Origin of the sequence: Kaistia sp. UC242_56, assembly GCF_044452255.1 — a bacterium.
Classification (GTDB): Bacteria; Pseudomonadota; Alphaproteobacteria; order Rhizobiales; family Kaistiaceae; genus Kaistia; species Kaistia defluvii_A.
This window is the reverse complement of record NZ_JBIOAN010000001.1, coordinates 519,625-541,692: the sequence shown is the minus strand read 5'-3', so window position 1 is coordinate 541,692 and position 22,068 is coordinate 519,625. Positions and strand designations below refer to the sequence as shown.

The 22,068-nt window shown below is 66.6% G+C and carries 18 protein-coding genes; 9 read left to right on the top strand and 9 right to left on the bottom strand.

All coding sequences use genetic code 11. From position 1 onward, the window contains the following. Positions 1-124 precede the first annotated feature (124 nt). Both ACHMWQ_RS02505 and purH read left to right on the top strand, forming a co-directional pair. Positions 125-1,765 carry a heparinase II/III family protein gene (locus ACHMWQ_RS02505; protein WP_396306277.1) on the top strand — a complete coding sequence of 547 codons (1,641 nt, stop codon included), beginning with the start codon at positions 125-127 and terminating at the stop codon, positions 1,763-1,765. Positions 1,766-1,833: 68 nt separating this feature from the next. After that, complete coding sequence (gene purH, locus ACHMWQ_RS02500) at positions 1,834-3,450, top strand: bifunctional phosphoribosylaminoimidazolecarboxamide formyltransferase/IMP cyclohydrolase (RefSeq protein WP_396306276.1); 1,617 nt, start codon at positions 1,834-1,836, stop codon at positions 3,448-3,450. 297 nt (positions 3,451-3,747) lie between these two features. Here the strand turns inward: purH and ccmB are convergent, their stop codons facing one another. Further along, the gene (gene ccmB, locus ACHMWQ_RS02495; protein WP_396306275.1) at positions 3,748-4,419 is read right to left on the bottom strand and encodes a heme exporter protein CcmB; all 672 of its coding nucleotides are present in this window, start codon (positions 4,417-4,419) and stop codon (positions 3,748-3,750) included. Continuing rightward, positions 4,416-5,036 carry a heme ABC exporter ATP-binding protein CcmA gene (gene ccmA / locus ACHMWQ_RS02490; protein WP_396306274.1) on the bottom strand — a complete coding sequence of 207 codons (621 nt, stop codon included), beginning with the start codon at positions 5,034-5,036 and terminating at the stop codon, positions 4,416-4,418. The genes ccmB and ccmA overlap by 4 nt, the downstream gene beginning before the upstream one ends. A gap of 294 nt (positions 5,037-5,330) precedes the next feature. Between ccmA and acnA the strand changes: the two genes are divergently transcribed. Together acnA and ACHMWQ_RS02480 are read left to right on the top strand one after the other, a co-directional pair. After that, the gene (acnA, locus tag ACHMWQ_RS02485) at positions 5,331-8,021 is read left to right on the top strand and encodes an aconitate hydratase AcnA (protein ID WP_396306273.1); all 2,691 of its coding nucleotides are present in this window, start codon (positions 5,331-5,333) and stop codon (positions 8,019-8,021) included. 216 nt (positions 8,022-8,237) lie between these two features. Beyond that, positions 8,238-9,002 carry a DUF1223 domain-containing protein gene (locus tag ACHMWQ_RS02480; RefSeq protein ID WP_396306272.1) on the top strand — a complete coding sequence of 255 codons (765 nt, stop codon included), beginning with the start codon at positions 8,238-8,240 and terminating at the stop codon, positions 9,000-9,002. A gap of 95 nt (positions 9,003-9,097) precedes the next feature. On the opposite strand, the gene htpG is transcribed toward ACHMWQ_RS02480, so the two are convergent. Then, complete coding sequence (htpG, locus tag ACHMWQ_RS02475; protein ID WP_396306271.1) at positions 9,098-11,002, bottom strand: molecular chaperone HtpG; 1,905 nt, start codon at positions 11,000-11,002, stop codon at positions 9,098-9,100. A gap of 538 nt (positions 11,003-11,540) precedes the next feature. Here htpG and ACHMWQ_RS02470 point away from each other — a divergent pair. Further along, the gene (locus ACHMWQ_RS02470; protein WP_354554131.1) at positions 11,541-11,924 is read left to right on the top strand and encodes a DUF2794 domain-containing protein; all 384 of its coding nucleotides are present in this window, start codon (positions 11,541-11,543) and stop codon (positions 11,922-11,924) included. An 87-nt stretch (positions 11,925-12,011) separates the two neighbouring features. Here ACHMWQ_RS02470 and ACHMWQ_RS02465 read toward each other — a convergent pair whose 3' ends face one another. The 4 genes from ACHMWQ_RS02465 to ACHMWQ_RS02450 all read right to left on the bottom strand — a co-directional run bounded on the left by ACHMWQ_RS02465 (position 12,012) and on the right by ACHMWQ_RS02450 (position 16,920). Further along, on the bottom strand, positions 12,012-12,554 hold the full coding sequence (locus tag ACHMWQ_RS02465) for a GNAT family N-acetyltransferase (RefSeq protein WP_396306270.1): 543 nt from the start codon (positions 12,552-12,554) through the stop codon (positions 12,012-12,014). Positions 12,555-12,677: 123 nt separating this feature from the next. Beyond that, positions 12,678-13,454 carry a Bax inhibitor-1/YccA family protein gene (locus ACHMWQ_RS02460; protein ID WP_354554128.1) on the bottom strand — a complete coding sequence of 259 codons (777 nt, stop codon included), beginning with the start codon at positions 13,452-13,454 and terminating at the stop codon, positions 12,678-12,680. A 200-nt stretch (positions 13,455-13,654) separates the two neighbouring features. Continuing rightward, a complete protein-coding gene (locus ACHMWQ_RS02455; RefSeq protein ID WP_396306269.1) occupies positions 13,655-16,192 on the bottom strand; it encodes an ABC transporter permease in 2,538 nt (845 codons plus the stop codon). Then, on the bottom strand, positions 16,189-16,920 hold the full coding sequence (locus ACHMWQ_RS02450) for an ABC transporter ATP-binding protein (protein WP_396306268.1): 732 nt from the start codon (positions 16,918-16,920) through the stop codon (positions 16,189-16,191). The genes ACHMWQ_RS02455 and ACHMWQ_RS02450 overlap by 4 nt, the downstream gene beginning before the upstream one ends. A gap of 112 nt (positions 16,921-17,032) precedes the next feature. On the opposite strand from ACHMWQ_RS02450, the gene ACHMWQ_RS02445 reads away from it, so the two are divergent. The 4 genes from ACHMWQ_RS02445 to ACHMWQ_RS02430 all read left to right on the top strand — a co-directional run bounded on the left by ACHMWQ_RS02445 (position 17,033) and on the right by ACHMWQ_RS02430 (position 19,739). Continuing rightward, on the top strand, positions 17,033-17,656 hold the full coding sequence (locus tag ACHMWQ_RS02445; protein WP_396306267.1) for an arylesterase: 624 nt from the start codon (positions 17,033-17,035) through the stop codon (positions 17,654-17,656). A 97-nt stretch (positions 17,657-17,753) separates the two neighbouring features. Beyond that, complete coding sequence (locus ACHMWQ_RS02440; RefSeq protein WP_396306266.1) at positions 17,754-18,803, top strand: aldo/keto reductase; 1,050 nt, start codon at positions 17,754-17,756, stop codon at positions 18,801-18,803. 91 nt (positions 18,804-18,894) lie between these two features. Next, positions 18,895-19,452, top strand: coding sequence for an RNA 2',3'-cyclic phosphodiesterase (gene thpR / locus ACHMWQ_RS02435; RefSeq protein WP_396306265.1), 558 nt, complete (start codon positions 18,895-18,897; stop codon positions 19,450-19,452). Then, the gene (locus tag ACHMWQ_RS02430) at positions 19,449-19,739 is read left to right on the top strand and encodes a 4a-hydroxytetrahydrobiopterin dehydratase (RefSeq protein ID WP_354554119.1); all 291 of its coding nucleotides are present in this window, start codon (positions 19,449-19,451) and stop codon (positions 19,737-19,739) included. The genes thpR and ACHMWQ_RS02430 overlap by 4 nt, the downstream gene beginning before the upstream one ends. Before the next feature lie 155 nt (positions 19,740-19,894). Here ACHMWQ_RS02430 and ACHMWQ_RS02425 read toward each other — a convergent pair whose 3' ends face one another. Continuing rightward, a complete protein-coding gene (locus ACHMWQ_RS02425; protein WP_354554118.1) occupies positions 19,895-21,583 on the bottom strand; it encodes a GGDEF and EAL domain-containing protein in 1,689 nt (562 codons plus the stop codon). Positions 21,584-21,796: 213 nt separating this feature from the next. Then, entirely contained in the window at positions 21,797-21,982 is a 186-nt protein-coding gene (gene rpmF / locus ACHMWQ_RS02420) for a 50S ribosomal protein L32 (protein ID WP_354554116.1), read from the bottom strand. Between the last annotated feature and the right edge of the window lie 86 nt (positions 21,983-22,068).

The following is a 22,068-nucleotide window of genomic DNA, read 5'->3' as shown; positions in this document are numbered from 1 at the left end:
TATGGCGTTCGGAGCAGGATCCGGTCGGGGTCGGCTCGTCCGCTTCGCACTCGCGTCCGCATGGCGACGAGCGCGTTACGCGTTCCACGCCAGCGCGCTCTATCGGTGGAAATATTCCGGCCAGGTGCCCGAGAGGCTGCTGATCGCGCCGACCGACCTGCGCACTGCCGACCCCACCATCGCCAACGATATCTATGCCGGCCGCTTCGTCTTTGCCGGCGAGGTGGTCGACGTTGCCGGCTTCTCGGTCTTCGAGATCGAGGCGCCGTCGCGCGCCTGGGCCGAGCGGCTGCATAGTTTCGGCTGGCTGCGCCATCTGCGCGCCTCCGACCTCGCCGTCTCGCGCTCCAATGCCCGCGCGCTGCTCGACGAATGGATCCGCTTCCAGAAGAGCCATGATCCGATCGCGCGCGATCCCGACGTCATGGCGCGGCGGATCCTGTCCTGGCTGGCGCAGACGCCGCTGGTGCTCGAGGGCTGCGACCACGGCTTCTATCGCCGCTTCATGCGCTCGCTGACCAAGCAGGTCCGCCATCTGCGCCGGGTGGCGCGCGACGTGCGCCCCGGCCTGCCGCGCCTGCGCGTGATGATGGCGCTGGCCGCCGCCGGCCTGTCGCTTTCCGACCAGCCGCGCCTGGTGCGCCAGGCGTCGCGCTGGCTCGACCAGGAACTGGCGCGGCAGATCCTGCCGGATGGCGGCCATGTCGGCCGCAATCCCGGCACGGTGCTGGAAATCCTCGTCGACCTGCTGCCGCTCCGCCAGGCCTTCACCGCCCGCGGCCAGCAGCCTTCGCCGGCCCTTCTCGGCGCCATCGACCGCATGATGCCGATGCTGCGCTTCTTCCGGCATGGCGACGGCTCCTTCGCCAAGTTCAACGGCATGGGCGAAACCCAGCTTGGCCTGCTCGCGACCGTCCTCGCGTATGACGATGCGCGCGGCGCGCCGGGCAAGAATGCGCCCTATGCCGGTTATCAGCGGCTCGATGCCGGCGATACGGTGATGCTGGTCGACACGGGGCCGGCGCCGCGGCCGGTGCTTTCGCTCGAGGCGCATGCCGGCTGCCTCTCCTTCGAGATGAGCTCCGGCCGCCAGCCGCTGATCGTCAACTGCGGCGTGCCGGGGCCGGGCGCCACGGCGCTGCGGCGGATGGCGCGCACCACGGCGGCGCATTCGACCGTGACGCTGAACGATTCCTCGTCCTGCCGCTTCCTCAACAGCGGCTATCTCGCCGCGAAGCTGGGCGAGGCGATCCTCTCCGGCCCGAACCGCGTCGAAGTCTCCCGCCAGGACAATCGCAGCGAGACGGTCTTGATCGCGGCGCATGACGGCTATGTCGCGCGCTTCGGCATCCGGCACGAGCGCAAGCTGGTGCTGTCCGCCTATGGCGACCGCATAGACGGCCTCGATTCGTTCACGACGCCCAGCGGCAACACCATCGCGCGCGGCGGCCGCGACGCCTTCGCGCTGCGCTTCCACCTGCATCCCGCCGTCGAGGCGACGCGCTTCAACAATGGCCGGGGCGTCTTCCTCGCCTTGCCGGATGGCTCGGCCTGGCAGTTCGAGACGCCGGATCTCGAAGTGCTGCTGGAGGAGAGCATTCGCCTCTCCGATATTCGCGGCAGCCGGCGCACCGATCAGATGGTCGTCTATGGCCGGGCGCTGCATCAGGCTTCGGTGGAATGGATCCTGCACCGCGTCGTCGAACCGGGCGGACGGATGCGCAATCACGACGATCACGGAGACGATCTGCCGCTCGGTGCGTAAAGCGGCTGCATGGCGGGAAAAAACGTGGTATCGCGCGGGCCTTCAGCATTTGAACCCGCGAGGACTCCATGGCCGTACCGCCGTCAAAGGTCGCCCTTCCCGAACTCGTTCCGATGAAGCGCGCGCTCTTTTCGGTGTCGGACTCCACCGGCCTGCTCGACTTCGCCCGTGCGCTGCATGAGCGCGGCGTCGCCCTGGTCGCCACGGGTTCGACCTGCAAGGCGCTGATCGACGCCGGCCTGCCGGCCACCAATGTTGCCGATGTCATCGGTTTCCCCGAGATCCTCGGCGGCCGGGTCAAGACGCTGCATCCGAAGATCCATGGCGGCCTGCTCGGCATCCGCAACGATCCGCAGCACGCGGCCGAGATGGAAGAGCATGGCATCGAGGGCTTCGACCTCGTCGCCGTCAACCTCTACCCGTTCGAGAAGACCATCGCTTCGACCGAGGATTACGCCACCGCCGTCGAGAACATCGACATTGGCGGCCCGGCGATGACCCGCGCCGCCGCTAAGAACCACGGCTTCGTCTCGATCGTCGTCGACCCGGCCGATTATGCCTCGGTGCTGGAAGCGCTCGACGCGAATGGCGGCGCGACGCCGCTCGCCTTCCGCAAGCGCCTGGCCGCCAAGGCCTTTGCCCGCACGGCCGCCTATGACGCGGCAGTGTCGAACTGGTTCGCCCGCGTGCTTGAAGAGCCGGCGCCGGCCTGGCGCTCGTTCGGCGGGTCCTTGCGCGAAATCATGCGCTATGGCGAGAACCCGCACCAGCAGGCTGCCTTCTACACGACCGGAGAGGTTCGCCCCGGCGTGTCGACGGCGAAGCAGCTGCAGGGCAAGCAGCTCTCCTACAACAACATCAACGACACCGACGCCGCCTTCGAACTGGTGGCCGAGTTCGACCCGGCCGAGACGGCCGCCGTCGCGATCATCAAGCACGCCAATCCCTGCGGGGTCGCGACCGGCGCGACCCTGGCCGAAGCCTATGACAAGGCGCTGCGCTGCGACCCGGTCTCGGCTTTTGGCGGCATCGTCGCGCTGAACCGGACGTTGGACGCGGACGCCGCGAAGAAGATCGTCGAGATCTTCACGGAGGTGATCATCGCCCCGGATGCCACTGACGAAGCCATCGCGATCGTCGCGGCCAAGAAGAACCTCCGCCTGCTGGTCACCGGCGGCCTGCCGGATGCATCCGCCAAGGGCCTGACGGTCAAGACGGTTGCGGGCGGCCTGCTGGTGCAGGATCGTGACGCGGGCCGCGTGCAGAAGGCGGATCTCAAGGTCGTCACCAAGCGGGTGCCGACCGATGCCGAGCTCGACGACCTGCTCTTCGCCTTCCGCGTCGCCAAGCACGTCAAGTCGAACGCCATCGTCTATGTGAAGGATGGCGCCACGGTCGGCGTCGGCGCGGGGCAGATGAGCCGCGTGGACAGCTCGACCATCGCCGCCAAGAAGGCGGCCGATGCCGCCCGCACGGCCGGTCTGCCGGAGACGCTGGCCAAGGGGTCGGTCGTCGCCTCCGACGCGTTCTTCCCGTTCGCCGACGGCCTTCTGGCCGCGGCCGAAGCGGGCGCGACCGCGATCATCCAGCCCGGCGGTTCGATGCGCGACGACGAGGTGATCGCCGCCGCCGATGAGGCGGGCCTCGCCATGGTCTTCACCGGCATGCGCCACTTCCGCCACTGATCGACTGGCCTTGTTTGCACGATGAAAACGCGGCCTTCGGGCCGCGTTTTTTGTTTTCGATCGGGGACCGTGTCCGATCTCCAGATGGCATTTCTCAAACTCGACCATCATCCTGAGGTGCCCGGCAAAGCCGGGCCTCGAAGGAGGGTCAAGGGAATGCTCTTGATGGAGATTGCGGGCGGGTTTCGCCGAACTTCGGCTCCAAGAGGGAGTGCCCGCTGGATCCTCCTTCGAGGCTTCGCTCACGCGAAGCACCTCAGGATGATGGTGGAGAATCCGAAAGCCGGATCAGAGGACTCACTCCATCCCCGCCCGTAGCGCCGCGGCGCCGGCGACCGGGCCGATCACGGCGCTGGCCATGGTCAGGGCAACGAGAATCAACATCGGATTCAGCACCGGCATGCCGGTGGTGGTGGCCGCCGTGATCGTGCTGACGCCGAAGATCAGCACGGGGATCGTGAAGGGCAGCACCAGGATCGCGACCAGTAATCCGCCGCGTCGGAGCGCCGTGATCAGCGCCGCGCCGATCGTGCCGATGAGGATCAGCGCCGGCGTGCCGATCAGAAGCGTCAGCGTCACCAGCCCGATCGCCTGCGCATCCATGCCGAGAATGAGCCCGAACACCGGCGCGCCGAGCACGAGCGGCAGGCCGGTCGCCAGCCAGTGGCCGATCGCCTTGGCCAGCACGACCAGTTCCAGCGGCAGGCCGGAAAGCATGAACTGGTCGAGGCTGCCGTCGTCGCGGTCGTCCTGAAACAAACGGTCGAGGCCGAGCAGGGTAGCGAGCAGCGCCGCGATCCACAGCATGGCCGGCCCGATCCGGGCGAGCAGCCGCATGTCGGGCCCGACGCCGAAGGGCACCACGGCGACCACCGACAGGAAGAAGATCAGCCCGACAAAGGCGCCGCCGCCGGCGCCCAGCGACAGCCGCACCGTCCGTCCGACCAGCGCGAAAAAGAAGCCGGTCATGCGGCACCGAGCGCGAGCGTCGCGTGGCTTTCGACGGGCAGCGGACGATGTGTCGCGGCCAGCGCCAGTCCGCCTTCTGTCAGATGCTGCGCCAGCAAGCCACCGAAGATCGCCTCCGAGCGGCTGTCGAGAGCCGAGGTCGGTTCGTCGAGCAGCCAGATCGGGCGCTGCACGACCAGCAGGCGGGCGAGGCTGGCGCGCCGCTTCTGCCCCGCGGAGAGATAGCCGGCCGGCAGGTCGTCGAGGTGATCGAGCTCTACCTGTTCGAGCGCTTCGATCGCCGGCAGCCCGGCGCGGCCGGCAAACTTCGCCCACAGCGCCAGGTTGTCACGCACGCTCAGGCCCGGCTTCAAACCGTCCTGATGGCCGAAATAATGGACGCTTTCCGCGATCGGCGCGTCTTCCCTGGCGGGATCCTCGAAGCGGATCGTGCCCGCGGCGAGCGGCAGCAGGGAGGCCACGGCGCGCAACAGGGTCGACTTGCCGGATCCGTTGGCGCCGGTGACCGCCAGCATCTCGCCGGCGCCGAGCGTGAACGAAACCTGCTCGAAAATGGTGCGGCCGCCGCGGCTTACGGCAATCGTCTCGGCCGACAGGCGGGTTTGTCGACGATTCATGCGCCAATCCTGCCGGAAGGTGACGCTGGGTCTTCTTGCGTTTGAGCAGCTTTGAAAGATTCCAAGCGCGGCGACTTTCGTTGATCTGGCTTCTCCTTACGAAATTCATTATAAGGCCTGCAACCCGGCGCGCCGGTTGCGCCGCGGTCAAGACCTGCGTCACCACCCCAGGGATGGACCGCGTGCCGAGCCAAACTCCGCCGCCATCTTGGGTGCGCCTGACCGGGTCGGGCACGCTTCGTGCATCGACTTCGGCCATGCGTTTCCGCGACAGAAACGAGGACGATCCGTATCGTGAGCAACGAGCATCCCGACAGCTTTAAATCCCGCAAGACTCTTCAGGTCGGCGCGGAAAGCTATGTCTATTTCAGCCTGAAGGACGCGGAGCAGAACGGGCTTCCCGGCATCTCCACGCTGCCCTTTTCGCTGAAGGTTCTGCTCGAGAACCTGCTCCGCAACGAAGACGGCCGCACCGTTACCAAGAACGACATCCTCGCCGTCAAGGAATGGCTGGTGTCGCGCGGCAAGGACGAGCGCGAGATCGCCTATCGTCCGGCCCGCGTGCTGATGCAGGACTTCACCGGCGTTCCGGCCGTGGTCGACCTCGCCGCCATGCGCGACGCGATGGTCAATCTCGGCGGCGACCCGAAGCGCATCAACCCGCTGGTCCCGGTCGATCTGGTCATCGACCACTCGGTCATCGTCAATTTCTTCGGCAATGCCCAGGCCTTCGGCAAGAATGTCGAAGAGGAATACAAGCAGAACCAGGAGCGCTACCGCTTCCTGAAGTGGGGCCAGTCGGCCTTCGACAACTTCCGCGTCGTGCCGCCGGGCACCGGCATCTGCCACCAGGTCAATCTCGAATATCTGGCCCAGACCGTCTGGACCAAGACCGAGAACGGCCAGACCGTCGCCTATCCTGACACCTGCGTCGGCACCGACAGCCACACCACCATGGTGAACGGCCTCGGCGTGCTCGGCTGGGGCGTTGGCGGCATCGAGGCGGAAGCGGCCATGCTCGGCCAGCCGGTCTCCATGCTGATCCCGGAAGTCGTCGGCTTCAAGCTGACCGGCAAGCTGAACGAGGGCATCACCGCCACCGATCTCGTGCTGACCGTGACGCAGATGCTGCGCAAGAAGGGCGTCGTCGGCAAGTTCGTCGAGTTCTTCGGCCCCGGCCTGGATCACCTGTCCCTCGCCGACCGCGCCACCATCGGCAACATGGCGCCGGAATACGGCGCCACCTGCGGCTTCTTCCCGGTCGACGACGAGACGATCGCCTATCTCGACGAGACCGGCCGCAAGCCCGAGCGCATCGCGCTGGTCGAGGCCTATTCGAAGGCGCAGGGCATGTGGCGCGAGCCCGGCCTGGCCGATCCTGTCTTCACCGACGTGCTCGAACTCGACATCACCACCGTGCTGCCGTCGCTGGCCGGTCCGAAGCGCCCGCAGGACCGCGTGCTGCTCTCCGACGCCAAGACGGGCTTCCTGGCCTCGCTTGAAGGCGAGTTCAAGAAGCCGGGCGAAGCCGCCAAGCGTTTCGCCGTCGAGGGCACGGATTACACGGTCGGACATGGCGACGTGACCATCGCCGCCATCACCTCCTGCACCAACACCTCGAATCCGAGCGTGCTGATCGCGGCCGGCCTGCTCGCCCGCAACGCGGTCGCCAAGGGCCTCCAGTCGAAGCCGTGGGTGAAGACCTCGCTCGCGCCGGGATCGCAGGTCGTGGAGGAATATCTCGCCTCCGCCGACCTTCAGAAGGACCTCGACGCGCTCGGCTTCAACCTGGTCGGTTTCGGCTGCACCACCTGCATCGGCAATTCGGGTCCGCTGCCGGAAAATATCTCGGCCGCCATCAACCAGGGTGACCTGGTCGCCGCCGCCGTGCTGTCGGGCAATCGCAACTTCGAAGGCCGCGTCAATCCGGACGTCAAGGCGAACTATCTCGCCTCGCCGCCGCTGGTCGTCGCCTACGCGCTGGCCGGTTCGCTGCAGATCGACCTGACGACCGAGCCGCTCGGCACGGGGTCGGACGGTCAGCCCGTCTATCTCAAGGACATCTGGCCCTCGAACCGCGAGATCGCCAAGTTCATCCGCGAGAACGTCACCAAGAAGATGTTCCAGACCAAGTATGCGGACGTCTTCAAGGGCGACGAGAACTGGCAGAAGATCTCGGTGCCGCAGGGCGAGACCTACGCCTGGGACAACCAGTCGACCTATGTGCAGAACCCGCCCTATTTCGTTGGCATGCAGCGCGAGCCCGAGCCGGTCACGGACATCCTCGGCGCCCGCGTCATGGGCCTGTTCCTCGATTCGATCACGACCGACCACATCTCGCCGGCCGGCTCGATCAAGGAAACCAGCCCGGCTGGATCCTATCTGCGCGACCACCAGGTCCGCCCGGCGGACTTCAACCAGTACGGCACGCGTCGCGGCAATCATGAAGTCATGATGCGCGGCACCTTCGCCAACATCCGCATCAAGAACCAGATGCTGGGCGGCAAGGAAGGCGGCTTCACCAAGCATTGGCCGGACGGCACCGAAATGCCGATCTACGATGCGGCGATGAAGTACAAGGCCGAGGGCGTTCCGCTGGTGGTGTTCGCCGGCAAGGAATATGGCACCGGCTCGTCGCGCGACTGGGCGGCCAAGGGCACCAAGCTGCTCGGCATCCGCGCCGTCATCGCCCAGTCCTTCGAGCGCATCCATCGCTCGAACCTGGTCGGCATGGGCATCGTGCCGCTGGTGTTCGAGGAAGGCACGTCGTGGCAGACGCTCGGCCTCAAGGGCGACGAGATCGTGACGATCAAGGGCATTGCCGGCGATCTGAAGCCGCGCCAGATGCTGGACGCGGAGATCACCTTCGCCGATGGCAGCCAGAAGGTCGTGCCGCTGCTTTGCCGAATCGATACGCTCGACGAACTCGACTACTTCGAGAATGGCGGCATCCTGCAATACGTGCTGCGGAACTTGGTCGCCTGAACCAATACCGTATCGCGCTTTTAGCGATTTCTTGATTCCCCGTGTGGCGGTTTTCTCAACTGCCACACGGACTTGAGCCATGTGGCCGAGGGATTTCAGACCGTTCCCTCACGAGCAGTCACCCTTAATTGAATGGCTTACGATCGATCCCCGAACTATTTTTGAATGGCACCCACCGCGGGTGGCAGATCTCGGCGATCAGGATAAGTTGCACGCATGTTCCATCCCAAAACCAGCTGGATCCTGGCGGCCTTGTGCCTGCTGGCGGTCCCGGCGCTTGCGGCTAAGGCCCAGGGGCCCACTAAGGTTTCGGCGGTGCTGGAACTGTTCACCAGCCAGGGATGCGCGTCCTGCCCCCCGGCCGACGAGATGCTCGAGGACTTCGCCAAGCGCCAGGACATCGTCGCGCTGTCGCTGCCGGTCGATTACTGGGACTATCTCGGCTGGAAGGACACGCTCGCCAGCCATGAATTCACCGACCGGCAGAAGGCCTATGCCAATGCCCGCGGCGACCGGCAGATCTACACCCCGCAGATGATCGTCAACGGCACCTCGCACGTCGTCGGCAGCGACCGGGCGGCGATCGACGCCGCGCTCGAGACCAAGCCGCCACTGGCCGTTCCCGTCAGCATGGACATGGTCGGCGATGCGATCCGGGTGAAAATCGGCGAGACCGCGGACAGCACCATCCCGCGCGAGCGCAAGGCGACGATCTGGCTGGCGCTCTACAAGCGGCAGGTCGCGGTGCCGATCCGCAAGGGCGAGAACCAGGACCGCACGCTGAGCTACTACAATGTCGTCACCCGCCTTCGACCGATCGCGATGTGGCGCGGCGAACCCGTCGATGTCGACCTGCCGATGAGCGAGTATCATCAGGCCAATGCCGATGGCTGCGCCATCCTGCTGCAGGCCGAAACCGCGAATGGCGAGCCGGGCGAAATCCTCGGCGCCGCATTTTCGGAAAAAGGCGCGGAGTGGTGACGGGGCGGGCTCGATAGGGCCCAGCGTTCGTCCATCTCCATGAAAAAAGCGCGGGACGTGCCCGCGCTTTTCTTTTGTCACGACATGCGTCGCCGTCAGGCGACCGTCTTTTCCATCAGTCCTGCCAGCGCCTTGGCAAAGGCGGCCGGCTCGTCCGGCGCCTCGCCGTCGAGGATGCGGGCCAGACCGAAGAGCAATGGGGCCGCGGCGTCGACGCGCTCGGCCGCCGCTCCGCCCTCTGCTGCCTGGGCGGCGAGGCCGGCCACCAGCGGATGGGTGGGATTGAGCTCCAGGATCTGCGCCGAGCGGCCGCCGGCGCCGTCGCGGCTCGCCAGGATCTTCTCCAACTGCCGGTCGGGTCCGAATTCGGGCGACACCAGGCAGGCGGGGCTCGTCGCCAGGCGGTTCGATCCGCGCACCTCGACCACCTTGTCGCCCAGCGCCTGCTTGAGGCGGAGCGTCAGCGCGGCGAGCGCTGCCTCGGAAGCCGGCTTCTCCTCGCTGGACTTGTCCTTGGCGGCTTCCGCTTCCAGCACCGGGATGAGGTCGAGCGTCGCTGCGCCCTGCGTCACCGACTGGAACGGCTTGCCGTCGAAGCCCAGCGCCGTGCGCACCCAGAAGGCATCGACCGCGTCGGAGAGGATCAGCACCTCGACGCCGCGCTTGGCGAAGCCTTCGAGATGCGGCGAGGCCGAGATCGTCGCCGCGTCGTCGCCGAGCGCGTAGTAGATCGCCGTCTGGTTCGGCCGGAAGGCGGCGACGATGTCCGCCAGGCTGCGCCAACTGTCGCCGCCGGTCGTCGTCTTGAAGCGGGCCAGCTTGAACAGCGCGTCGCGGCGGTCGGGGGCCTCGTAGAGCCCTTCCTTGAGCACGGCGCCGAAGGCTTCCCAGACCTTGACGAAGCGCTCGGGATCGTCGGTCGCCAACTTGTCGAGATCGGCCAGGATGCGATTGGTGACGCCCTTGCCGATTGCCTCGATCACCGGGTTCTTCTGCAGCATCTCGCGCGACAGGTTGAGCGGCAGGTCTTCCGAATCGATCACGCCGCGCACGAAGCGCAGCCAGGGCGGCAGGATCTCGGCCTCGTCCGTGATGAAGACGCGGCGGACATAGAGCTTCACCCGGCCCTGCCGCTCCGGCTCGAATAGGTCGAACGGCCGCGAGGACGGCACGAACAGCAGCACGGAATATTCCGTCCGCCCTTCGGCGCGGTAATGGATCGTGACGGCCGGCTCGTCGAAGCGGCCGCCGACATGGCCATAGAATTCCTTGTATTCCTCTTCCGTCACGGCCGATTTCGGCTTGCGCCAGAGCGCGCTGCCGTCGGCCAGCGACTCCTCGGTGCCGTCGGCGAGCTTCAGCACGATCGGCACGGGCACATGGGCGGAGTAAGCCGTGACGATACGCTCGATCGTGTCGGTCTCGGCGTAGCTGGCATTGTCGGGGTTGAGATGCAGCACGATGCGCGTGCCGCGCGCCGGCGCATCGGCGAGATCCGCCGGCTCGATCTCATAGGCGCCCTTGCCGTCGGAGCTCCAGCGCCAGGCCTCGTCCGAGCCCGCCTTGCGCGAGACGACGGAAACCTTGTCGGCGACCATGAAGGCGGAATAGAAGCCGACGCCGAACTGGCCGATCAGCGCCGATCCCTTGGCGCCGTCGCCGGCCTTTTCGAGGAAGGCACGGGTGCCGGACTGGGCGATCGTGCCGAGATTGTCGATCAGCTCCTGCCGGTCCATGCCGATGCCATTGTCGGCGATGACCAGGCTCGGCGCTTCCTTGTCGGCCTCGATGACGATCTGGAAGGCATCGCCGCCCTCGATCAGCTTTGGATCGGAAAGGGACAGCGTACGCAGCTTCTCGCAGGCGTCGGCGGCATTGGAGATGAGTTCGCGCAGGAAGACGTCGCGATTGGAATAGACCGAATGCACCATCATGTGCAGCAGGCGCGAGACCTCGGCCTCAAACGTGCGGGTCTCGGCGGCGGGCTTGTTTTCAGACACGCTTTTCTCTCCGGTATTGTCGGCGTCCCGGCGCGAGGTCGATGCCTGGGCGGCTGGCGCCATCGGGCGTCGTCGCTCACGCGGGCGGCGCTGATATCGCCGGTCGCCGGCCGAGTTTCAAGGCCGGAGGCCCCCGCTTGGCGTCCAGGCAAAGAAAAAGGCCGGCAGAGCCGACCTCAGGAACCTTTTGGGAGGGGAATGCAATTCGACGACTGACTGACTTCGAAGGTGGTCCGGCTCAACTGAGGACCCCGGGGGGCTGGGGGGCTGAGAAATTCCGAAGCCTTGGCCAAGCCGGACCGTTCGAAGCGATGGTGTGATATTGCCGGGCCAATGCGGCCGGTGCCGGGCCGAAAAAGGGCGGAATAAAGGAATTTTACACGCCTCCTTCACGGCTTCGTGAGGTTCGTCCGGGCCCGTTGGAAACGGCGAGTCGCGTCTTTCCTTGGTCCGGCGGACGAGCCGCGCCTTGCCAGCTTGGCCGAACGGAGCGATCATGACCGCTCGATGACAATGCGGCTCGCTGCAGGAGGCGCCATTGAGCGAAGGTGAAGACAAGGCGGGATCCGGTGGCAGCGCCACGCTGGTGTCGCTGATCCCACCGGAGACGGCGAAGTCCGTTCCCCTGATTGCTTTCAACCGACTCGAGCTGAACGAGATCCTGCGTGTCTATGGGCGCATGGTGGCGGCCGGCGAGTGGCGCGACTACGCGATCGATCATTTGCGCGACAAGGCGGTGTTCTCGATCTTCCGCCGTTCGTCCGAGATGCCGCTCTACAAGGTCGTCAAGGATCCGGAACTGCGCAACCGCCAGGGCGCCTACGCCGTGATCGCGACCGGCGGCTACATCATGAAGCGCGGCCATGATCTGCGACAGGTTCTGGCTGTGCTGGATACCAAGCTCAAGGTCGTCCAGAGCTAGGGCAATCGCTTCGCGAAGGGTACGCCGCGCGAACGGGGCTAAGGCCTCTGTCTTTCGGGAAGCGCCGCCGCCTGTGGCTGCTGTCCATCAGTCGGCCGGAGGCTCGTCACTGCCGTCGCCGAGCGCGCGCTGCATCAGCACGCTGTCCAGCCAGCGGCCATGCTTCCAGCCGACATTCTCGAAAATGCCGACCAGCCGGAATCCCTGCGCCGCATGCAGCCGGATCGAGGCCTGGTGGCTGGAATCGCCGATCACGCCGACCATCTGGCGGAAGCCGGCCACGGTGGCCGCCGCGATCAGTTCCGTCAGAAGCCGCTTGCCGACGCCGAGCCCCTGCGCCTTGGGCTCCAGATAGATCGAGTCCTCGACCGTGAAGCGATAGCCCGGCCGCGGCCGATAGGGCCCCGCATAGGCGTAACCGAGGATTTCCCCGCCGCCTTCCGCCACAAGATAAGGGTGGTCGCTATCCACCAGGACCTCGTGCCGACGCCGCATCTCCGCTTCGTCCGGCGGGTCGAGTTCGAAGCTCGCCGTGCCGAACCGCACCCAGTGCGAGTAGATCCCGGTGATCGCTTTCAGATCGTTGACGCAGGCCGGGCGGATGTAGAGATCGTCGGGGAGGGGAGACATTGGCGAGGCACTCGAATACTGCGAGCTCCAGCGCGGCCAGGACTTCGCCGCGCGCTCGCGAAAAAACACATAAAAAAGGGCGCAGCCTTGGCCGCGCCCTTCGATTGGGGTCTCGATCGCGCCTTAGCGGCGGTCGCCGAACAGGCGGAGCATCATCAGGAACAGGTTGATGAAGTCGAGATAGAGCGTCAGCGCGCCCATGATCGCCTTGCGGCCGGCAACCGTGCCATCGTCGCCGACATAGTACATTTCCTTGATCTTCTGCGTGTCATAGGCGGTGAGGCCCACGAAGATCAGCACGCCGAGGATCGAGATCGCGAAGCCAAGCGCCGACGATCCGATGAAAATGTTGACGATCGAAGCGATGATGATGCCGATCAGGCCCATGAACAGGAACGAGCCCATTCCGGTCAGATCGCGCTTCGTGGTGTAGCCGTACAGGCTCATGGCGCCGAAGGTGGCGGCGCTGATGAAGAACACCTGCGTGATCGACTGCGCCGTGTAGACGGCGAAGATCGAGGACAGCGAGACGCCCATCAGGGCCGAATAGCCCCAGAACACGGCCTGAGCCTTTGCCGTCGACATCTTGTGGATGCCAAAGGAGAGCCAGAACACGAGGCCCACGGGGGCCAGCATCAGCACCCACATGAGCGGGCCGGTGTAGATCGTCTTGCCGAGGCTGGTCAGCAGAAGGCCATTCTGCATCTGCGCGACAGCCTGGGACGGGTCGCTGGTCACGGCAAGCTTGAAGATGCCGAGCGCGGCTGCGCCGGTGATCATCAGGCCGATCGCCATGTAGTTATAGACCTGCAGCATATGGCTGCGCAGGCCCTGATCGATAACACCGGTTTCGGCACGCGCTGCGCCAAACGGTGAGACGCGATTGTCGAAATCTGCCATCGAAGTCCTCTCCGAAATAAAAAATCCGCGGCTGCGTCGCCGCGAAACCCCCGTTTCCGCCACCGAGCGTCCCAACCTCTTCGGTTCCGCCTGGCGGCAAGCCCTCGGGTTCCCATGCGATATGGGCACCCCGATCGATCCGTGCAAGAGATCCAGCACGGCCCAAGTGGAACAATCGTACGCGATGCGGACGGGTGCGACTACAGGTTTCTGAGTACCGGCGCCGCCTTCTGGCCGAGCAATCGCCACGTGCCGGCGAGGCCGAGGCCGATGGTGAGCGCCACGGCGATCAGGGCGGCGGCGAGCGCGGTCACAGGAAACACGGTGAAGGGCTGGCCCATCACCCCGGCGACGACGCCCCAGGCGGCGAGCGAGCCGGCCAGCACGGCAAAGACCGCCGTAGCCAGTCCGAGCAGGCCGTATTCCAGCCCGAAGGCCTTCAGCAATTGGCCGCGCGTCGCGCCGAGGGTCTTCAGGATCACCGCATCATAGAGCCGCTGCCGGTGACCCGCGGCAAGCGCCCCCGCCAGCACCAGCACCGACGCGGCCAGCGCGATCGACGAGGCGACGCGGATTGCCAGCATCAGCTGATCCAGGATCGAGGAGATGCGGTCGAGGGCCTCGCGGACCCGGATCGCCGTGACGGAGGGAAATTCCGTGCCGGCGTTGCGCATCAGCTTCGCCTCCGCCGCCGGATCGGCGACACCGGGATGGGCAAGGGTCGCGAGCACGGAGTAGGGCGCGCCGGTGAAGGCCGAGGGCGAGAACACCAGGACGAAGTTGATCGCCAGGCTTTCCCATTCGACCTCGCGCAGATTGGCGATCGTCGCCGTGATCTCGCGTCCGAGCACGTTGACGGTGACGGTGTCGCCGGTCTTGAGGCCGAGGCCGCGCGCGACGCCCGCTTCCATCGAGACGAGCGGCGGGCCGGCATAATCGGCCGCCCACCATTCGCCTTCGGAGAGCCGCGAATTCTTCGGAATGGTGGCGGCAAAGGTCACGCCGCGATCCCCCTTCAGCACCCAGGCAACCTCGGGCGTCGGCGTCGCCTGGTCGGCCGGGGTCTTGTTCAGGGCGACGATGCGGCCGCGCAGCATCGGCACGCTCTCGACCGTTGCATCCGGGATCTCCTTCTTGAGGAAATCCATGAAGGCCGGGGCCTCGGCATTCTGCACGTCGAGGAAAAAGAAGCTCGGCGCGCGGTCGGGCAGGGACTGCGTCAGCTGGCGATGCAGATTGCCGTCGATCAGCGCGATCGTCACCAGCACGGTGAGGCCGAGCCCGAGCGACAGCACGACCGAGCCGGTCAGCGCGCCGGGGCGGTGGATGTTGCCGACGGCGAGCCGCCATTCGGTCGAGGCCAACCGCGGCGCGCGGCGGGCGAGCGCCGTCACGGCCCAGGCCACGAGCCGCAGCATCAGGAAGGAAGCCGCGACGCCGATGACGAAATAGAAGGCGATGCGGCGATCATAGGCGAGAAGGATGGCGAGCCCCGCCAGCGCCGCCGCCGAGACGATGGCCGCGATCAGGAAGGCAAGGCGGGGCCGCATCTTGCCGAAGGCGGCGCCGTCGCGGAACAGCGCGGTCGGCGCGATGTCGCCGGCGCGACCGAGCGGCACCAGCGCGAAGGTCAGCGCCGTCAGCAGGCCATAGAGCGCGGCATAGCCGAGCGCGGTCGGATAGAAGCCGGTTTCGGCGCCGACCGGCAGCACGTCGGCCAGGAATTGCAGCGCCACCACCGGGACCAGCGCGCCGATGGCGAGGCCGATGACCACGCCGAGCAGCGCGATCAGCAGAATCTGGATCAGATAGAGCCGGGTGACCAGGCCACCGGCCGCGCCGAGCGAGCGCAGCGTGGCAATCACCGGCCGCTTCAACTCCATGAAGGCGCCGACCGCATTGGCGACGCCGACGCCGCCGACGATCAGGGCGGCGAGGCCGACCAGCGTCAGGTATTGCGCGAACTGGCTGATGTTGCGCTTGAGGCCGGGCGAGGCGTCGTCGCGGCTGCGCACCTGCCAGCCCGCCTTGGGCAGCGCCTTGTTGGCGGCCTCGACGAGGTCGACCACGGCGCTGTCGGGGGCGCCGTCCGGCATGCGCAGCCGGTAGGTCCATTGCACGAGGCTGCCCGGCTGGACGAGGCCGGTGCTGTCGAGCGTGGGCTTGGAGATCAGCAGGCGGGGCCCGAAGCCGAGGCCGGTGGCGAGCTTGTCGGGTTCGTCGGCGATCTCGCCCGCCAGCGTCAGCCTGGCCGTGCCGACCTGCACGACGTCGCCGATCTTGACGCCGAGCCGGGTGAACAGCTCCGGATCCGCCAGCGCGCTGCCGGCATTCAGCGCCGCCGTCGCATCGACGGCCTCGCCGGCCTTGAGCGTGCCATAGAGCGGATAGGCGCTGTCGACGGCCTTGATCTCGACCAGCGTCTGGTCCGATCCGTCCGCCAGGCGCGCCATGCCGCGCAGCGAGCCGATCTCGGAAACCGTGCCATGCTTTTCCAGGAAGCCGCGTTCTTCCGGCGACGCCTGCCGCTGCACCAGCGTGAAGGCGACGTCGCCGCCGAGGATCGCCTGGCCCTGGCGGGCGAGGCCGTCCGTCATGGCGCGCGATACGGAGCCGACGGCGGCGATCGCCGCGACGCCGAGCGCGATGCAGGCCAGGAAGACGAGGAAACCTTTGAGGCCGCCGCGTAATTCGCGCAGCGCGAAACGGAGCGGCAGCGGCAAGGTGGAGGTCGTCATTCCGCCGCGCTCCGAACCGCGCCGGCACTGGCCTGGCGCGGATCGATGACGCCGGAATGGATGCGGATCATGCGGTCGCAGCGGGCGGCCAGCGCATTGTCATGCGTGACCAGCACCAGCGTGGTGCCACGCTCGGCGCAGGTATTGAACAGGAGGTCGGCGATCTCGCGGCCGGTGGTCTCGTCGAGATTGCCCGTCGGCTCGTCGGCGAACAGGATGGCCGGACGGGCGACAAGGGCGCGGGCGATCGCCACGCGCTGCTGCTCGCCGCCGGAAAGCGCGGACGGGTAGTGGTTCATCCGGTGGTCGAGCCCGACCAGCTTCAGTTCCTCGGCGGCGCGCTCGAAGGCGTCGCGGCGCCCGGCCAGTTCCAGCGGCACGGCGACGTTTTCCAGCGCCGTCATGTTGGGGATCAGGTGGAAGGACTGGAAGATGATGCCGACATTCTGGCCGCGGAACCGCGCCAGCCCATCCTCGTTGAGGGCGGCGAGGTCGGTGCCGGCGACCCGCACGCTGCCCCGGTCGACGCGCTCCAGCCCGGCCATGGTCATCAGCAGCGTCGACTTGCCGGAACCGGAGGGGCCGACCAGCGCGGCACTTTCGCCGGCCTCGATCGTCAGGGAGACGTTGCGGAGAATATGGACGCGCGCCGCTCCCGCTCCGAGCGCCAGTTCGACGGAAGAAAGCCGAATGACGGCATCGGAATGGTTCGGGACAGTATCAATCACGCGCGCAGACCCTATATCGTGCGACGGGCAGGCTCGTCGTACGGAGGAAGCCGAGAACGCCGGCGTCCTGCCGATCGCGGCGCGTTCGGCTCAATATGGTGGCAAAGTACCGATGAAAAAGACCCTGGCGCTGGCAATCTCGCTTCTCGCTCTCTTCATGAGCCCGGCCGTGGCCGATCCGATCCGCCTCGTCGTGCTCGGCGACAGCCTTTCCGCCGGCTATGGGCTTGGCCCCGGCGAGGGCTTCACCGATCAGCTGCAAAAGGCGCTGACGGCGAAGGGACTTGATGTCGCAGTCGTCAATGCCGGCGTTTCCGGCGACACGGCCGGCGGCGGACTCGCCCGGCTCGACTGGTCGGTCGGCCCGGATGCAGAGGCGGTGATCGTCGAACTCGGCGCCAACGACATGCTGCGCGGCCTCGATCCGGCCGTGCCGCGGCAGGCGCTCGACACCATCCTGACCCGGCTCGGCGAACGCAAGCTGCCGGTGCTGCTTGCCGGCATGCGCGCTGCGCCCAATCTGGGGCCGGACTACGCCCAGCGCTTCGACAGCCTCTATGCGGATCTGGCCGCCAAGCACGGCGCGATGCTATATCCGTTCTTCCTTGACGGGGTCGTCGCCGATCCCGGCCTGCTGCTGGAAGACGGGATGCATCCCAACGCCCGCGGCATTGCGATCATCGTCGAGAAAATCCTTCCCGCCGTGGAGGATCTGGTCGCGCAAGCCAAGCGCTGACCGGTCTTCCGCACGCCCCACCCTTCGCCTTCCTGCCCATCCGCATCCGGCCATCGCCCATCCGGCTTGCCGTGCCCAATCTCTCGGAGCTCTCGTCATGGAATATCGTTCGCTCGGACGCACCGATCTGCGGGTGTCCTCCATCTGCCTCGGCACCATGACCTGGGGCCAGCAGAACACCGAGGCCGAAGGCCACGAACAGATGGATTACGCCTTCGAGCAGGGCGTCAACTTCCTCGACACCGCCGAGCTCTACTCGATCCCGCCCAAGCCGGAGACGCAGGGCTCGACCGAGCGGATCATCGGCAACTGGATGAAGGCGCGGGGCAATCGCGACAAGGTCATTCTGGCCTCCAAGGTGTGCGGCCGCAACGGCCTGACCTGGTTCCGCGACGGCGCCAAGCCGACGCTTTCGCGCGCGCATATCCGCGACGCGATCGAGAAGAGCCTGAAGCGCCTGCAGACCGACTATATCGATCTCTACCAGCTGCATTCGCCCGACCGGCACGTGACGCTTTGGGGCTCCAACCCGACCATCTACCGCCATCCCGAGCCGGCGGCAGACGAGGTGCCGATCGAGGAGACGCTCGGTGCGCTGCAGGAGCTGGTGCAGGAGGGCAAGGTGCGCCATGTCGGCCTGTCGAACGAGACCGCCTGGGGCACGACGCGTTTTGTCGCAGCCGCCGAGGCCGGCAAGGGTCCGCGCGTCGTCTCGATCCAGAACGCCTACAACCTGCTGAACCGCACCTTCGAGGTGAACCTCGCCGAGGTGGCGATGCGCGAGCAGGTCGGCCTGCTGGTCTATTCGCCGCTGGCGCAGGGCTATCTCACCGGCAAGTACCAGAAGGGCGCGCGCCCGGCCGGCGCCCGCACGACGCTGTTCAAGCGCGGCGATCGCTATGAAACGCCCGGCGCGGAAGAGGCGATCGATGCCTATATCGCCATCGCGCGCGAAGCCGGCATGGACCCGGCGACGCTGGCCATCGCCTTCGCCACCACCCGCTGCTTCGTCACGTCGAACATCATCGGCGCCACGACGATGGAGCAACTCAAGGTGGATATCGCGGCGGCGGATGTCGCCATCAGCCCGGAACTGGAGGAGAAGATCGACGCGGTCCATCAGTGGCGCGGCAATCCCTGCCCTTGAGACAGGCGGCGGCTGCAGGGGGAAAGGGCTTTACAGCCGACCGGCAAACCGCGAACCTGATCTTCCGTCCCACCGATAGAGGAGGGCGATCATGCCGCGCCTGTTCACCGGTCTCGAGATCCCGGCCGACCTTGCCCAACGGCTTTCGCTCCTGCGCGGCGGCATTCCCGGCGCGCGCTGGATCGACGCGGAGAACTTCCACGTCACGCTTCGTTTCATCGGCGATATCGACGATCGAACCGCCGATGAAGTTGCTGACGCGCTGTCGCGGGTGCGGCGGCGCGAATTCGACCTGCAGTTCTCGGCGCTTGATTCGTTCGGCACCGCCAAGCCGCATTCGGTCGTGGCGCGGATCGCGACGTCTCGCGCGCTCAGCGAGTTGCAGGCCGAGCATGAGCGGATCCTGCAGCGGATCGGCCTGCCGCCCGAAGGGCGCAAATACACGCCCCATGTCACGCTGGCCCGACTGCGCAACACGCCGCATCGCGACGTCGCCGCCTATCTCGCCGTGCGTGGCGGCGGCCTTTTCGCGGCGGCGTTTCACGTGACACGTTTCGTGCTGTTCTCCTCCAAGGCGTCGACCGGCGGCGGACCCTATGTGATCGAGGAGAGCTATCCGCTGGCCGAGTTCGTGGAGGCGCGGCCATGATCCAGAAGCTGGAAGCCGCCGAGCGCGCGGAGGCGCTGGCAAAACTTGAAGGCTGGAGTTCGGTCGAGGGCCGCGACGCCATCACCAAGGTCTTCAAATTCGGCGATTTCCAGGAGGCTTTCGCGTTCATGACGCGCTCGGCGCTCCTGGCCGAGCGGATGAACCACCATCCCGAATGGAGCAATGTCTACGGCACCGTCACGGTGACCCTGGCGACGCATGTCGTCGACGGCGTGACCGCGTTCGACATCCGACTCGCCGAGGGCATGAACCGCTTCGCAGGGTAGGGACCGCAAGACCCTCACCCCAACCCTCTCCCGCAAGCGGTAGAGGGGGCGCGTCGTGACTGGACTGTCGGAAGAGCTGCTCCGCAGGAAAGGCCCTCGCCCGCTTGCGGGAGAGGGTTGGGTGAGGGCCTTACTTGGCCTTAGTACTCAGCCCCTCATTTCCAAGGCAGATCGAGGCTTGCGGCGCCGCAGAGGTGACCCTGGATGCGGCTGACGCCCCAGGCGGCCAGCATCTCGGCCGTTTCCTCGTCCTGCACCCATTCGGCGACCGTCTCGATCCCCAGATCATGCGCCAGCTCGACCAGGCGGCGAACGAAGATCTGGTCGTCGCGGCTCCGGGGCAGAGTGGCGATGAAGCTGCCGTCGATCTTGACGATGTCCACCTTGAGCGCGCGCAGATTGCGGAACGAGGTGAAGCCGGCGCCGAAATCGTCGATCGCGAGCCGGGCGCCGAGATCGTGGATCGTCGAGATGAAATAGGCCGTCTCGTCGAGGCTGCGGATCGCGCTGGTCTCGGTGATCTCGACGATCAGCCGCTTGCCGAGGTCGGGACGCTCGCCGAGCGTATCGGCAAAGCGCGACAGCCAGTCCGGCCCGGCTGCCGTCTCCGGCGAAACGTTCAGCGAGATATGCGCATCGGGATGGCGGACCAGCGTCTCCAGCACCCGGTCGAGCACGGCCAGATCGAACAGCCGCGACAGGCCGAGGCGCTCGGCAAGCGGCACCACATGGCCGGCCGAGACAATCGTGCCGTCCGGCTGGGCCAGCCGCAGCAGGGCCTCGTGGAACGCGACCTTGCGGGTTCGAATGTCGACGATCGGCTGGAAGGCCAGCCGCAGCCGCTGCTCCGACAGCGCGCCGATTAGTTGCTGCGACAGGGCGATGTTGGACTGGCGCTCCGCCTCGCGCTCGGCTGAGGGTGCGAAGGCGATGAAGCGGCCGCGGCCGGTGTCGCGGGCAAAGCCCAGGCTCTCCTGCACCCGCTCCATCGCCTCGTCGCGATTCTGCGCGTGGCGGGGAACCGAGACGCCGCCGACCGAGATCGTCACCGAAACGGCGCCGTCAGGCGTCGCGACCACGTCGTCGCGGATGGCGGAGAGGAAGCGCTCGGCCGCGAAGGGCATTTCGTGCTCGTCGCAGTTCATCAGGATGAGGCCGAGCTTATGGCCGGAGAAGCGGCCGATGGCGTCGCTGTCGCGCAGGCGTCCCTTGATGCGCCGCGCCACGGCGGCCAGAACCCGGTCGCCGGCACGATAGCCATAGGCGTCGTTGATCAGGTGGAAATCATCAATCGCGATGACGAGGAAGGCCGCCGAGGTGCCATGGCGCTGCGAGCTGGCGATCGCCTCGTCCAGCAGGTCGAGCAGGTAGGAGCGGTTGTATAGCCCGGTGACGTCGTCATGGCGCGACAGGAAGGACAGGCGCTGCTCGCGCGCATGGCGTTCGTTGATGATGCGCAGCACGCCTTCGGCGCGCGCGGCGTTCTTGCGGTCGTCGGCATACCAGCGGCCGGTATCCTCGATCCACAGCGTCGGGCCGCTCGGTCCGGCCGGGCGCAGCGCGTATTCGAGCTGGTAGGGGACGCCGTCGCCCGTATCGATGCCGCTCAGCAGCGCCTCCTGGCGCGCGAACGGGCTGGGCTCCTCGACCAGTTCGGCAAAGGCCGTGCCGGTGCTCAGCGCATCGGCCGTGGCGAGGCCGAACAGGGCCGCGGCGTCGCCGCCCCATTCCATCCGGTCGTCGTCCAGCGTCCAGCGATAGACGACTTCGCCGACGGTCGAGAGGATGGCAGCCGTGCGACCCGGCCACTGTGTCGACACGTCGCCGTTCACCGCTTTACCCACTCCTGCCATTCCTTTGAACGAGACGCGATCCCACCGGAACAGATCCGATTCTCGCGGCATTTCCCGGCCCGCCGGAGCGGCCAAATGCCTTTCCGTTCCGTCGCGACAACAGCAGTAATTTGCGCAAAAGAAAAGGGCCGGCGTGGTGCCGGCCCTTGAACTTTCAGTCAATGGCTAACGGGCCCAAGGGGCGTATCAAGCGCCCCCGCAGGATTAGCCTTCGCTCTTCGGCGTCAGGATCTGACGGCCGCGATACATGCCGGTCTTGAGGTCGATGTGATGCGGGCGGCGGAGCTCGCCCGAATTCTTGTCCTCGGTGTAGACCGGCTGCGTCAGGGCGTCGTGCGAGCGGCGCATGTTGCGCTTCGACGGCGACGTCTTTCGCTTCGGAACTGCCATTTCATTCTTCCTTCGTCATATGCCGTCGAACCGGCGGCGCGCCGCCCGGCAAGGGCATAGCAGTACAATCTGAATGCGGCCTTATA

Bases quoted from the DNA above. Each gene is read 5' to 3' on its own strand.
- ccmB (WP_396306275.1), bottom strand. From the start codon at position 4,419: ATGACCGGCTTCTTTTTCGCGCTGGTCGGACGGACGGTGCGGCTGTCG.
- ACHMWQ_RS02430 (WP_354554119.1), top strand. From the start codon at position 19,449: ATGATCCAGAAGCTGGAAGCCGCCGAGCGCGCGGAGGCGCTGGCAAAA.
- ACHMWQ_RS02440 (WP_396306266.1), top strand. From the start codon at position 17,754: ATGGAATATCGTTCGCTCGGACGCACCGATCTGCGGGTGTCCTCCATC.
- ACHMWQ_RS02460 (WP_354554128.1), bottom strand. From the start codon at position 13,454: ATGGCAGATTTCGACAATCGCGTCTCACCGTTTGGCGCAGCGCGTGCC.
- ccmA (WP_396306274.1), bottom strand. From the start codon at position 5,036: ATGAATCGTCGACAAACCCGCCTGTCGGCCGAGACGATTGCCGTAAGC.
- purH (WP_396306276.1), top strand. From the start codon at position 1,834: ATGGCCGTACCGCCGTCAAAGGTCGCCCTTCCCGAACTCGTTCCGATG.
- ACHMWQ_RS02445 (WP_396306267.1), top strand. From the start codon at position 17,033: ATGAAAAAGACCCTGGCGCTGGCAATCTCGCTTCTCGCTCTCTTCATG.
- rpmF (WP_354554116.1), bottom strand. From the start codon at position 21,982: ATGGCAGTTCCGAAGCGAAAGACGTCGCCGTCGAAGCGCAACATGCGC.
- ACHMWQ_RS02455 (WP_396306269.1), bottom strand. From the start codon at position 16,192: ATGACGACCTCCACCTTGCCGCTGCCGCTCCGTTTCGCGCTGCGCGAA.
- ACHMWQ_RS02480 (WP_396306272.1), top strand. From the start codon at position 8,238: ATGTTCCATCCCAAAACCAGCTGGATCCTGGCGGCCTTGTGCCTGCTG.
- thpR (WP_396306265.1), top strand. From the start codon at position 18,895: ATGCCGCGCCTGTTCACCGGTCTCGAGATCCCGGCCGACCTTGCCCAA.
- ACHMWQ_RS02465 (WP_396306270.1), bottom strand. From the start codon at position 12,554: ATGTCTCCCCTCCCCGACGATCTCTACATCCGCCCGGCCTGCGTCAAC.